Source organism: Rivibacter subsaxonicus, assembly GCF_004217215.1.
GTDB classification, from domain to species: domain Bacteria; phylum Pseudomonadota; class Gammaproteobacteria; order Burkholderiales; family Burkholderiaceae_C; genus Rivibacter; species Rivibacter subsaxonicus.
In genome coordinates this window covers 128,628-141,337 of the sequence record NZ_SHKP01000004.1, presented here as the reverse complement: position 1 = coordinate 141,337, position 12,710 = coordinate 128,628, and the positions used below count along the sequence as shown (strand labels likewise).

Genomic DNA, 12,710 nt, shown 5'->3' with positions numbered 1-12,710 from the left:
TCCAACATTAGTGCGCCGCGCCGACGCGGCGCAAGCGCCTCGTGCCGGCGTACTAGAAGCCCGACCCGGGCTGCGCCAGGAAGACCTGCTCCTCGACCGTGCTGGCCCGTCCGAGCGCCTCGTTGCGATGCGGAAAGCGCCCGAAGCACGCGATCACCTCAAAGTGCTTCTGTGCCCATTCGAGCAGGCCGCGCTGCGTGGGATCGTCGCGCTCGAGCTGGCCGAAGAGGCGCAGCGCCTCCCGCTGCGCCGCCAGGTCCTCGGCATGCTCGAACGGCAGGTAGACGAAGCCGCGCTGCACGCCGGTGTAGCCGCGGTCCCAGCCGCTTCGTACAAGCTCCCGCGCAGCGGCCAGCGCCAGCGCGTCGCCGGCAAAGGCGCGCGCGCTGCCGCGGTGGATGTTGCGCGTGAACTGGTCGAGCACGATCAGGCGCGCCAGCGCGGCGCGCGGCACGCCGGCCCAGTGGTCGAGGCCATGCGCGAGCGCCGTCTCGACCAGCGCGCCGAAGCGCTCGGCGATCAGCGCGTCGAAGGCCGGATCCTTGCGGAACCACTCGGCGCGGCGCACGCCGGGCTCGGGTCCGAACCAGAAGTCGAGCACCGTGTCGGCTGTTTCATCGGTCTGCATCGCGACTCATCCTCAGTAGCGCACACGTGCCAGGTAGCTCTGCTGGGCCGCCTCCAGCGCCTGGCCGAGCGTGACGATGCCGCGCTCGGCCAGCAGCGGCACGAGCCGCACGAAGACCTCGGCCGTGACCATCGCGTCGCCGAGCGCCGTGTGGCGGCCGAGCACCGTCACGCCCAGGCGCTCGGCGATGGCCTCGAGCCGGTGCGACTCCTGCTGCGGATGGAGCACCGCCGACAGCAGCAGCGTGTCGAGCACCGGCTGCTCGAAGACCACGCCGGTGCTGGCCTCCTTGAGCTGCAGGAAGCGCATGTCGAAGGCGGCGTTGTGCGCCACCAGCACGGTGTCGCGCGCGAAGGCGTGGAAGGCCGGCAGCACCAACTCGATGCCCGGCTGGCCGGCGACCATCTCGGGGCGGATGCCGTGGATCGGGATCGACGCGGCCGGGATCTCGCGCCGCGGGTCGACCAGTTGCTCGAAGCATTCGTGGCGGCGCAGCTTGCCGCCGACGATGCGGGTCGCGCCGATCTGGATGATCTCGTCGCCGGCCGAGGGTTCGAGGCCGGTGGTCTCGGTATCGAAGACGGTGAAGGCGAGATCGGCGAGGCGCCGATCGGACAATTCGCGCGCCTGCTCGCTGACGCGAAACAGGTCGAAGTCGTAGAACTCGGGCCGGCTCTCGCCGCGCGGGCCGGGCGCCGGCTCGAAGCGCTCGCCGGCCTCGGCCAGCGGCAGCAGGAAACGGAAGAAGGCCTCGTGGCGCACCCGCACGCGCTCGAACCAGAAGGCGCCGTCGTGGCGCTCGACCACGTCACGCACCGTCAGCGCCAGCGTGTCGCTGCCGACCCGGATCGGCTCGGTCTCGAGGCCGACCGCGGTCTCGGTGCTCATCGCCGGCCCGCTCCAGACAAGGTCGAGCTGGGCCCGCTGGCCGGCGCGCGCCAGGCGCAGCCGCAGCAGCCGCACGCCGTGGTCCTCGACCAGGCGGCCGGCCAGGAACACCAGCGCCTGCAGCAGCGAGTAGCTGTCGAGCTGCAGCCACAGCGCGGCGTCGACCTCGTCGCCGACGACGCGACAGGCATGCTGCGTCTCGATGGCACGCAGCGCCGCGGCAACCAGGTCGGCACCGAGCATGTCCTCGAGCGGCCAGCGCGTCTTGATGGTCTGCGCGGTCTGGCTGGCCACGTCGCGCACGCGCACACTCAGCGCGCGCGCCTCGCTGCGGATCACGGCCTGGAAGCGCTCGCGCGTCGGCTCGTCGACATCCGGAAATTCGAGCATCTCGAGCGCCGCCAGCAGGTTGCCCAGGCCGGCGCGGCTGCCTTCGATCAGGTCCTGCAGCAGGCGGTCGCGCTGCGCGGCCTCGGCCGACTGCTGCGTGATGTCCTCGAGCATCAGCACGAAGCCGGCGACTTCGGCGTCCTCCTCGTCGCCCGCGCGCACCGGCGCCATCTGCGCGCGCAGCAGCTGGCCGGCCGGCGTGCCGGTGACGAACTGCGCCGAGGGGTGGGCATCGCCGCGCTGGCGCCGCTGCCGGATGCTCTGCAGCGCATGCTCCACCAACCGGCGATCGAACACCGCGTAGATCGAGCGGCCGAGGCCGATCAGCTCGCCGCCGCCGGCCAGCGCCGGCGCGCTCGAGAGCGCGCGGAACTGCAGCAGCGCGCGGTGGTTGTAGAGCAGGATGCGGCCGTCGAGATTGCACACCACCACGCTCTGTGTCAGCTCGGCCATCAGCGCCGCCAGGCGCTGGCGCTGCTGCTCGATCTCGCGGCTGGCCTCCTGCACGCGCGCCTGGACATCGTCGCGCAGCGCGCCGCGCTGGCGCACCAGATCGTCGATGACTGCACCCAGCGCCCGGTTCTCCGTGCTGCCCTGCGGCGCGAGCGCGCGCTGCGCGTCGGTCGCCGCCAGCACGCGGGCCTCCTCGGCCAGGCGCGCCGGCGCCGCGACCCAGTGGCGGTAGGCGCCGCGGCCGAGCGCGCCGAGGCCACCGGCCAGCAACAACCCCACCAGCAGCAGCAGCGCCGCGCGCGGCTCGAGCAGCGCCGCCAGCGTCGCGCGCTCGGCCGGCTCCAGCGTCGCCCGCAGCAGCGCGGCCATGCCGAGCACGACCAGCGCCAGCACCAGGCCCGGCGCGAGCGTGGCGAGCAGCTCGCGGCGGTCGATCTTCATCGTCATGCGGCGTCGGCGAGCAGGCGGCGCACGGTCTCGGCCAGTTCGCGGGTGGCAAAGGGCTTGGTGACGTAGGCGTCGGCACCGAGCGCGCTGCCCTTGGCGACGTCGGTGTCGCGGCCCTTGGCGCTGAGCATCAGGATCTTCACGCCGGCCAGCGACTCGTCGGCGCGCACCGCCTGGCAGACGTCGAGCCCGCTCATGCCCGGCATCATCACGTCGAGCAGCACGAGGTCGGGCCGCTGCTCGCGGATCGCCGCCAGCGCCGCCGTGCCGTCGCGCACGACGGCAACCGCGTAGCCCTCGCGCTTCATCAGGAACTCGAGCGAGATGAGGATGTTGGGCTCGTCATCGGCGATCAGGATCTTCTTCTGGTTCATGCGCCACTCTCCTCATGCCGCCATGGCAACTCGAAGCCGAAGCAGGCGCCTTGACCTGGGTCAGAGTGCAGCCACATCCGGCCGCCGAAATGCTCGACGATCTGGCGGCTGATCGGCAGGCCGAGGCCGGTGCCCTGCGGCCGGTTCAGCGCGTCGCCGCCCTGGCGGAACTTCTCGAACACCAGCTGCTGTTGCTCCGGCGGCACGCCGGGGCCGTTGTCCTGCACCTCGATGGTGGCGCGCTGCGGATCGACCCGCAAGCGCAGCGCGACGCGCCCTTCCGCGGCCGGCACGAACTTGGCAGCGTTGGACAGCAGGTTCAGCAGCACCTGGGTCAGCCGGTCGGGGTCGGTGCGCAGCGTCGGCACCGCATCGGGCAGCTCCAGCTCGAGCCGCGCGCCGCGCGCGTGGAACAGCTCGGCGGTGGTCTGCGCCGCCTGCTGCAACAGCGCGCGCAGATCGACATCGGCGCTGCGCCATTCGGCGTGGCCCGACTCGATCTTCGCCATGTCGAGCACCTGGTTGACCAGGCGCGTCAGGCGCTCGGTCTCGGCCACCACCAGGCCCAGGAACTGCTGGCGCTGCGCCTCGTCCATCGCCGGGTCGTCGACCATCAGTTCGGCCAGCGCGCGGATCGAGGTCAGCGGCGTGCGCAGCTCGTGCGTCACCGAGGACATGAAGTCGTCCTTGAGCCGGTCCAGGCTCTTGAGCTGCTCGTTGGCGGCGCGCAGCTCGGCTCCGGCGCGCGCCAGCGAGGCCGACTTCTGCTCCAGCGCCTGCGAGTAGGCGCGCAGCTGCGAGCTTTCGTCGAGGATGCGCATCACGTCGTCGATCGCCAGCGGCTCCTCGTGCACCACCGAGGCCACCATCGCGCGTGCCGAGGCGCCACCGATCGCGCCGGCCAGCTGGGTCTCGACGAACTGCACCAGGCGCGCGTCGGCGCTGATGGCGGCAATGTCGACGGCACCGCTGCGGCGCGCGTAGTCGGCAAACAGCCGCTGCGCGGCGTCGGCACCGAGGAAGCGCGTCATCAACCGCTGCAACTCGGCCAGCTCGGCCCGACCGCGCCAGAACACCGGCGCGGCGCCGGCTGCGGGGTGGTCGCGCTCGAAGACATCGACGAACAGCAGCGCCTGGCTGGTCTCGGCCGCGCTGGGCGTGCGCAGCAGCGACACCGCGACGTAGAGCCCGGCGTTGGCCAGCAGGCTCCACAGCAGCGAATGCGTCAGGTTGTCGAGCCCGGCGAGCCCGAGCAGCTGCTCGGGGCGCAGCAGTCCGATGCCGAACAGGCCCTCGGTGAGAAAGGCCTTGTCCATCCAGCCCGACTTGGCGATCGACGGCAGCATCAGCGTGTAGGCCCAGAGCGCGAAGCCGGCCCCAAGGCCGGCCAGCGCGCCGGCGCGGGTGCCGCCCTTCCAGTACATGCCGCCGAGCAGCGTCGGCGCGAACTGGGCCACGGCGGCAAAGCTGATCAGGCCGATGCTGACCAGCGCGTAGGCCTCGCCGGCGATACGGAAGTAGAGATAGCCGAGCAGCAGCAGCAGCACGATCACCGCGCGCCGCACGGCAAGCAGCAGCGCCGTCAGGTCGGCGCCGGCGCGGCCGCCGAAGCGGCGCAGGCGCAGCAGCAGCGGCATCACGAGGTCGTTGCAGACCATCGTCGAGACCGCGGTGGCCTCGACGATGATCATCCCGGTGGCCGCCGACAGGCCGCCGATGAAGGCCAGCAGGGCCAGCCCCTGCTGGCCCTGGGCCAGCGGCAGCGAGAGCACGAAGGTCTCGGGATCGGCGCCGCCGGGGCCGAAATGCAGCAGCCCGCCGAGCGCGATCGGCAGCACGAACAGGTTGATCAGCAGCAGGTAGAGCGGGAAGGCCCAGCTGGCGCGCCGCACATGGCGCTCGTCGACGTTCTCGATCACCATCACCTGGAACTGGCGCGGCAGGAAGATCACCGACAGCATCGCCAGCAGCGTCAGCGCGGCCCACTGGCCGCCGGCGAACGGACCCTGCGTGCCCAGGCCGAGCAGCGGCTTCAGGTCGGGCCGCGCCGCCGCCCGCGCGAACAGGTCGGCCGGCCCGGCGAAGAGGCCCCAGCTGACGAAGACGCCGACCGCCAGGAAGGCCAGCAGCTTGACCACCGACTCGAGCGCGATCGCCGCGACCATGCCCTCGTGGCGCTCGGTGGTGTCGAGGTGGCGGGTGCCGAAGGCCACCGCGAAGCCGGCCAGCAGCAGCGCGACGTAGAGCGTGCTGTCGCGCCACCAGGCACCGGCGCTGCCCGCCTCGGCACCGGTCAGCAGCGCGTAGGCGGTGGCGATCGCCTTCAGCTGCAGCGCGACGTAGGGCAGGATGCCGACCAGCGCGATCAGCGTCACCAGCGCCGCCAGCGCGCGGCTCTTGCCGTGGCGGCTGGCGATGAAGTCGGCGATCGAGGTGATGCGGTGCACGCGCGCGATGCGGATCATCTTGCGCAGCACCATCCAGGCCAGCAGCATCGCCAGCGTCGGCCCGAGGTAGATCGGCAGGAACCACAGACCCGAGCTGGCGGCGCGGCCGACGCTGCCGAAGTAGGTCCATGCGGTGCAGTAGACGCCCATCGACAGCGCGTAGACCCAGGCGTTGCCGATCAGCGAACGGCCGGCGCGCGCACGGCGGTCGCCGAAGGCCGCCACCACGAACAGCAGCAGCAGGTAGGCCAGGCCGGTGCCGACGACGAGCGGGGCGGCGATCATGCGTCGTCGCCGTCGTCGTCGCTGTTGTCATCCCCGCCTGCCTCGACGACCCAGGCCGCGAGGCCGATCAGCAAGGCCCAGCCGAGGAAGAGCACGGTCGGCAGCAGCGGCCAGCCCGCGATCTCGACATCGCGATCCCAGAGCGTGAGCAGCGGAAAGTTCAGCAGCAGCCAGCCGGCCGCGAACAGGGCCACCAGGCGCTGGGAGCGAAGGCGCTCGTGCATCGGTGCGTCCCGCGCGTGTCAGAGGCTGTCGAGCCGGAAGCGGTGGCGCAGCAGTTCGCGAAAGCGGCGCACGATCGCCAGCGCATCCTTGAGCCGGTCGCGCTCGAGCGTGCTGAGCTCGGCCGGCAGCACCAGGTTGCCGGGCGTGCCCCCGGCGCGGCGCTGGGCCAGCTGGTGGTCGAGCTTCATCGCCATCAGCGCCTGCAGCGCCTCGCCCAGGTCCTGCGCCAGCGCGGGCTCGAGCTGGCCGGCCGCGACCAGCGCCTGCAGCCGCGCCAGCGTGCCCGGCGCACGCACGCCATGGCGCAGCGCGAGCGCGCGCACCCCATGCACGATCGGGAAGGTGCCGAGCTTCTTCAGGTCGAGCGGCTGCTCGTCCTGGCGTTGGGTCAGGCGCGTCCACCAGCCACCCGGCTCGCTGAACTGGTCGGCGGCGGCGGCAAAGCGCGCGAGAAAGGCGTCGCTGCCGACGAGCAGGCGTTCAAGCTGCGCCTGCGCCTCGCGCAGCAGCGTGGCGTCGCCGGCCACCGCGCTGGCGTCGAAGAAGATCGCCAGGTTCAGCGGGCCGTCGTCGGTGGCGCCGTGGACCCACTCGCGCAGCGTCGCGCGAAAGGCGACCAACGGCTGGCGCCAGCGCGCGTTGCTCAGCATGATGCCGCCCGGGCATGGCGGGTAGCCGAACTCGCCGAGCGCCTCGCTGAAGCGCAGGGTCAGCGCGTCGAGCCCGTCGCAGTCGAAGCCGTCGCGCAGCAGCAGCGCGTTGTCCTGGTCGGTCTTGAGGATCTGCTCGCCGCGGCCCTCGCTGCCCATCACCAGCAGGCAGCTGTTGGCGACCAGCTCGGCCGGCGCCAGCAGCGACCACAGGCGCGCGAACAGCCGCGCGTTGAGCTCGCTGACGACGCGCGCGATGCGGTCGATGCGGATGCCGCCCTCGTGCAGCAACGCGATCATGGCGTCGATGCGCAGCGCGGCCTGCTTGAGCTCGGCGACGCTGCGCGCCTCGTCGATCTGCAGCGCGACGATGTGCGAGTGGTTCGAGACGAAGCTGACCAGGTCGAGCTGGCCGAGCACGCCGAGCACCGCCTCGCCGTCGCGCACCAGCAGGCGGTGCACGCGATGGCGCACCATCAGCCACAGGGCCTCGAACAGCTCGGCGTCGGCCTGGACCTCGATCAGGTCGAAATGCGCCACCTCGCGCACCGGCAGCTCGGCCGGCGGCTCGGCGCGCAGCAGCGCGTCGCGCAGGTCGGTGGTGGTGAACATGCCCAGGCGGTCGCCGTCGCGCACCAGCGCGTTGGTCAGGCCCTGCTGCGACAGCAGCCGGCAGACCGAGACCAGGTCCTGCCCGCCATCGACGTAGAAGGGCTTGCGCAGGTAGGCATCGCGGATGCGCGCCGTCACCAGCGACAGCCATTCGCGCTGCGTGTCCGAAGCCGGGGTGTCGGGCATGGGCTGGCCAATGAAGAGCGGGACTGCGGCAGTGTGCCCGCAGTCCCGCGTTTCAGGGTTGATCCGGCTCAGGCCGGATGCGGGGGGCGCCCGCGGACGCCGCCCCGCGGCCCGGTTTCAATGCCCGCTCGCGCCCGAGGCACCGATGCCAGTCTCCGAGCGCACCTGCTGCGCCAGGAAGCCGCCGCGGTCGGTGGCGGCGCGCTTGCTCTTGTCGAGCACCGAGAACAGCCAGATGCCGAAGAACGCGATGCTCATCGAGAACAGCGCCGGCGAGGTGTAGGGGAACAGCGCCGAGCCCTTCGGGTTGCCGAGCGTGGCCTCCCACACCGAGGGCGAGACCACGGTCAGCACCACCGACGAGACCAGGCCGAGGAAGCCGCCGATCACCGCGCCGCGGGTGGTGCAGTCCTTCCACAGCACGCTCATGAAAAGCACCGGGAAGTTGGCCGAGGCCGCGATCGCGAAGGCCAGCGAGACCATGAACGCGATGTTCTGCTTCTCGAAGGCGATGCCCAGCGCGACCGCGACGATGCCGAGCGCCACCGTGGTCCAGCGCGAGACCTTGAGCTCCGCGGCGCTTTCGGCCTTGCCCTTCTTGATGACGGTGGCGTAGAGGTCGTGCGAGACCGCCGAGGCACCCGACAGCGTCAGGCCGGCCACCACCGCGAGGATGGTCGCGAAGGCCACCGCCGAGATGAAGCCGAGGAAAACGTTGCCGCCGACCGCGTTGGCCAGATGGATCGCCGCCATGTTGCCGCCGCCGATCAGGCCGCCCTTGGCGTCGAGGAACTGCGGGTTGGTCAGCACGAAGGTGATCGCGCCGAAGCCGATGATGAAGGTCAGCAGGTAGAAGTAGCCGATCCAGCCGGTCGCCCACATCACCGACTTGCGCGCCTCCTTGGCGCTGGGCACGGTGAAGAAGCGCATCAGGATGTGCGGCAGCCCGGCGGTGCCGAACATCAGCGCCATGCCGAAGCTGATCGCCGAGATCGGGTCCTTGATGAAGTTGCCCGGACCCATGATCGACTGCCCGAGCTGGGCCGCCACATCGGCCGGCTTGCCGCCCTGCACCGCGAGGTCGGCCTTGACCTTGACCGCGGCGGCGAACAGCGCCTCCGGGCTGAAGCCGTAGCTCAGCATCACCATGAAGGCCATGAACGAGGCACCGCCGAGCAGCAGGCAGGCCTTGATGATCTGGACCCAGGTGGTGGCGGTCATGCCGCCGAACAGCACGTAGACCATCATCAGCGCGCCGACGATGACCACCGCGATCCAGTACTCGAGCCCGAACAGCAGCTTGATGAGCTGGCCCGCGCCGACCATCTGCGCGATCAGGTAGAAGGCCACGACGACCAGCGTGCCCGAGGCCGCGAAGACGCGGATCGGGGTCTGCTCGAAGCGGAACGCGGCGACGTCGGCGAAGGTGAACTTGCCGAGGTTGCGCAGCCGCTCGGCCATCAGAAAGGTGATCACCGGCCAACCGACCAGGAAGCCGATCGAGTAGATCAGGCCGTCGAAGCCGCTGGCCATCACCGCGGCCGAGATGCCGAGGAAGGAGGCCGCCGACATGTAGTCGCCGGCGATCGCCAGGCCGTTCTGGAAGCCGGTGATGCCGCCGCCGGCGGTGTAGAAGTCGGCCGCGCTCTTGGTCTTGGACGCCGCCCACTTGGTGATGAACAGCGTGCCGACGACGAAGATGCCGAACATCCCGATCGCGGTCCAGTTGGTGGCCTGCTTCTGGGCCTGGCCGAGGTCGGCACCGGCGGCGTAGATGGTGGCGGAGACCGCGCACAGCGCGGCCAGCACCAGCGCCGAGCGGCGCCTGTTGGAGGCGGCGCTCATTTCAGCACGTCCTTGGAGATGGCCGAGGTCAGGTCGTCGAACTCGCTGTTGGCGCGCCGCACGTAGAACGCGGTGATCAGCACGGTGAAGACGATGACGCCGAAGCCGAGCGGGATGCCGACGGTCATCACGCCCTCGCCCAGGCGCTGCGACAGGAAGGGCTTGTTGAAGGCCACCAGCAGGATGAAGCCGTAGTAGACGACCATCATCGCCAGCGTCAGCCACCAGCCGAAGCTGGTGCGCTTGGACTTCAGCTCGTGGTACTTCGGGTGGCTCGCTATGCGCCTGACCAGGTCGTCGTCCATGGTGTCTCCTTTGTTGTCACGCCCAGTGGCGGACGTTGGTGCGAGCCTAGGCCTCGCTACTTACCTTGCTCTGACGCGAATCCAACACACGCTGACAACGGCGCCGGTGGCGGCCGCAGCGAGAGGCCGCGCATCACGGCCGCGGTACGCGTCTCGACGCCGAGCTTCACATAGATGTGCTCGAGGTGCTTGTGGACGGTGCGCGGACTCAGCGCGAGCCAGACCGCGATCTCGGCGTCGGTCTTGCCGCGTGCCAGCCAGGCCAGCACCTCGCGCTCGCGCGCGGTGAGCTTGGCCGCGCCGTCGGCCGCGGCCGGCGGCGGCTGCGGGACGGACTCGGGCGCCAGCGCCTGCGCCGGCCGCCGCTGCACGTTGCTGCAGGCCTGGGCGTAGAGAAAGGCCAGGTGCGGCCGCAGCAGTTCGAGCTTCTCGAAGTCGCGCTCGCTGAAGTCGAGCGTCGAGCGGTTGAGCACCAAGCTCGCCAGCGTCCGGGCATCCTGGTGCAGCGGCACCGCGACCACGTACTCGAGGCCGATGCGGCGGTAGTAGTCGGCATAGAGCGGCGTGCGACGGAAGTCCGCGCGGCCGATGCAGTCGGAGATGCGTGCGGTCTCGCGCCGTCCCTGCCGGCCATGCGCGGCCACCAGCGGGTGGCTGTGGAAATGGTGATCGAAGGCCTCGAGGTCGGCCGCCGACAGACGAACGCCGGGCAGGCCGATCACGTCGCGGTGGCCGCTATCGAGCTGGCAGACGCTGAGCGTTCCGAGCTCGTAGGGCACCAGTTCGCCGATCGCGTCGACCACCGCGCGGGCAAATGCAGCGGGATCGGTGCTCGCAGCCTCGAGCCGCTGCAGCAGCTGCAGCGCGGCAGCGTAGTCGTTGCGGGTGAGGTGGTTCATCGCAGCAGCCGGCGCGGGTCGCCGTACGCAATTCGGATGATGGCGGGTCGCGTGGTGGCGACTAAGGTGAACACACAGTTTAGGCCGCGGCGCCGCCGCCGGCCGGAATGGTTGCGGACTTTCAAGGGACACCGTCATGGCCATCGACGAAGCGCGACTCAACGAGTTCATGGGCAAGTTCGTGACCGACATCGGCGCGGTGCTGCACGCTGCCACGGTGGTGGTGGGCGACCGGCTCGGGCTCTACAAGGCGATGGCCGAGGCCGGCCCGGCCACCGTGGAGCAGTTGGCCAAGCGCACCGAGACCGACCCGCGCTACCTGCGCGAATGGCTCAGCGCCCAGGCCGCCAGCGGCTACGTGGGCTACGACCCGGCCAGCCAGCGCTTCTCGCTAAGCGAGGAGCAGTCCCTGGCGCTGGCGCAGGAGGGCAGCCCGGCCTTCATTCCGGGCGCCTTCCAGATCGCGGTCGACCAGTTCAAGTCGGTGCCGAAGATGGAGAGCGCGCTGCGCACCGGGCTCGGCCTGGGCTGGCACGAGCACGATGCCTCGCTTTTCCACGGCACCGAGCGCTTCTTCCGGCCCGGCTACGCCGCCAACCTGGTCAGCGCCTGGCTGCCGGCGCTCGACGGCGTCGAGGCCCGGCTGCAGGCCGGGGGCAGCGTGGCCGACGTCGGCTGCGGCCATGGCACCTCGACCATCATCATGGCGCAGGCCTACCCGAAGGCGCGCTTCACCGGCTTCGACTATCACGCGCCCTCGATCGAGCAGGCGCGCAAGGCGGCCAAGCAGGCCGGCGTGGCCGATCGCGTCAACTTCGAGGTAGCCTCGGCCAAGGACTTCCCCGGCCGCGCCTACGACCTGGTGACCTTCTTCGACTGCCTGCACGACATGGGTGACCCGGTCGGCGCCGCCGCGCACGTGAGCAAGGCGCTGGCCAGCAACGGCACCTGGATGATCGTCGAACCCTTTGCCAACGACCGTCTCGAGGACAACCTCAACCCGGTCGGCCGCGTCTACTACTCGGCCTCGAGCTTCATCTGCACGCCGGCCTCGCGCTCGCAGGAGGTCGGGCTGTGCCTGGGCGCGCAGGCCGGCGAGGCAAGGCTGCGCGAGGTGGTGACGCAGGGCGGCTTCAAGCGCTTCCGGCGCGCCGCCGAGACGCCGTTCAACATCGTGCTCGAGGCCAGGCTGTAGCCCGGCTTCAACGCCGCTCGATGCCCGGCCGCGCGCGGCCGCCCTCGGCCCAGGCCGGGCCGTCGAACCAGGGATCGCCGCGCAGCGCGCCGGCGACCATCTCGAGCGAGTCCAGGCCCCAGAACAGGCGAGCCTCGGACTCGCCCGCGCGCGGCGGCAGTTCGAGCGTCGGCACGCCGAAGATGCCGCGCGCGACCGCATCGTCGCCGGCCGCGCGCAGCGCCGCCTTGACCGGTTCGGCAGCGGGATCGAGCGCCGGCGCCAGCTGCTGCGTCAGTGCGCTCATGCGCTGCGGATCGTCGACCGCCGCGCCGCCCTCCCACACGTGGCGCAGCACCTGCTCGCATTGCCAGCGATTGGGGCCGAGGCCGCTGTCGTCGCAGGCGTGGAGCAGGCGCAGCAAGGGCAGCGGGTTGAAGGGATGCGCGGCCGGGACCTGCAGCGGCGTGCCCTGCCGTTGCGCCAGCCACTGCACCTGGCGGTAAGTCCAGTTGCGCTTGGGCGCGATCTCGGCCGGCCCGCGCTGGCCCCAGTGCTTGAGCAGCCCGGCCAGCAGCACCGGCCGGTAGCGCACCACGTAGCTGCAGCCCTCGAGCGCCTGCGGCAGGCGCTCGAAGGCGAGCCAGGCGTAGGGGGAGATCGGATCGAACCAGAAGCTGATCGGGGTCATCGCGTGGCGCCCTCCGCGGCGCGTCGGTGCAGTTCGTGCCAGACGGCGCGCTTGGCGCCGTCGTCGAGCCGCGCCCATTGCACGATCTCGTCGATGGTGCGCCAGCAGCCCTCGCAGTAGCCGCTCGCGGCGTCGATGCGGCAGACGCTGTTGCAGGGGCTGGGCACGGCGCCAGCCATCTGCGGTTGCCACTTCGGCAACGGCTGCCGAG

General features: G+C 71.1%; 12 protein-coding genes. 1 reads left to right on the top strand and 11 read right to left on the bottom strand.

Annotation, left to right across the window (positions count from 1 at the left end):
* Positions 1-52 precede the first annotated feature (52 nt).
* The 9 genes from EV670_RS00710 to EV670_RS18780 form a co-directional block, all read right to left on the bottom strand.
* Positions 53-628 carry a DUF924 family protein gene (locus tag EV670_RS00710; RefSeq protein WP_130429907.1) on the bottom strand — a complete coding sequence of 192 codons (576 nt, stop codon included), beginning with the start codon at positions 626-628 and terminating at the stop codon, positions 53-55.
* 12 nt (positions 629-640) lie between these two features.
* The gene (locus EV670_RS00705) at positions 641-2,806 is read right to left on the bottom strand and encodes a 3'-5' exonuclease (protein ID WP_341274596.1); all 2,166 of its coding nucleotides are present in this window, start codon (positions 2,804-2,806) and stop codon (positions 641-643) included.
* Positions 2,803-3,180, bottom strand: a complete 378-nt coding sequence (locus EV670_RS00700) for a response regulator transcription factor (RefSeq protein ID WP_130429906.1) — start codon at positions 3,178-3,180, stop codon at positions 2,803-2,805. Before EV670_RS00700 ends, EV670_RS00705 begins: the two co-directional genes overlap by 4 nt.
* Positions 3,177-5,912, bottom strand: coding sequence for a sensor histidine kinase (locus EV670_RS00695; protein WP_130429905.1), 2,736 nt, complete (start codon positions 5,910-5,912; stop codon positions 3,177-3,179). The genes EV670_RS00700 and EV670_RS00695 overlap by 4 nt, the downstream gene beginning before the upstream one ends.
* Entirely contained in the window at positions 5,909-6,136 is a 228-nt protein-coding gene (locus EV670_RS00690) for a hypothetical protein (RefSeq protein WP_130429904.1), read from the bottom strand. Before EV670_RS00690 ends, EV670_RS00695 begins: the two co-directional genes overlap by 4 nt.
* 18 nt (positions 6,137-6,154) lie before the next feature.
* A complete protein-coding gene (locus EV670_RS00685; RefSeq protein ID WP_130429903.1) occupies positions 6,155-7,585 on the bottom strand; it encodes a putative nucleotidyltransferase substrate binding domain-containing protein in 1,431 nt (476 codons plus the stop codon).
* Positions 7,586-7,702: 117 nt separating this feature from the next.
* Positions 7,703-9,430, bottom strand: coding sequence for a cation acetate symporter (locus EV670_RS00680; RefSeq protein ID WP_130429902.1), 1,728 nt, complete (start codon positions 9,428-9,430; stop codon positions 7,703-7,705).
* Entirely contained in the window at positions 9,427-9,735 is a 309-nt protein-coding gene (locus EV670_RS00675; RefSeq protein WP_130429901.1) for a DUF485 domain-containing protein, read from the bottom strand. Before EV670_RS00675 ends, EV670_RS00680 begins: the two co-directional genes overlap by 4 nt.
* A gap of 56 nt (positions 9,736-9,791) precedes the next feature.
* A complete protein-coding gene (locus tag EV670_RS18780; RefSeq protein ID WP_242616786.1) occupies positions 9,792-10,634 on the bottom strand; it encodes a helix-turn-helix transcriptional regulator in 843 nt (280 codons plus the stop codon).
* A 136-nt stretch (positions 10,635-10,770) separates the two neighbouring features.
* Here EV670_RS18780 and EV670_RS00665 point away from each other — a divergent pair, with 136 nt between their 5' ends.
* Positions 10,771-11,829, top strand: a complete 1,059-nt coding sequence (locus EV670_RS00665) for a class I SAM-dependent methyltransferase (RefSeq protein WP_130429900.1) — start codon at positions 10,771-10,773, stop codon at positions 11,827-11,829.
* A 7-nt stretch (positions 11,830-11,836) separates the two neighbouring features.
* On the opposite strand, the gene EV670_RS00660 is transcribed toward EV670_RS00665, so the two are convergent.
* Positions 11,837-12,499, bottom strand: a complete 663-nt coding sequence (locus tag EV670_RS00660) for a 2-hydroxychromene-2-carboxylate isomerase (protein WP_130429899.1) — start codon at positions 12,497-12,499, stop codon at positions 11,837-11,839.
* Positions 12,496-12,678, bottom strand: a complete 183-nt coding sequence (locus EV670_RS00655; RefSeq protein ID WP_130430865.1) for a DUF1289 domain-containing protein — start codon at positions 12,676-12,678, stop codon at positions 12,496-12,498. The genes EV670_RS00660 and EV670_RS00655 overlap by 4 nt, the downstream gene beginning before the upstream one ends.
* Positions 12,679-12,710: the final 32 nt, after the last annotated feature.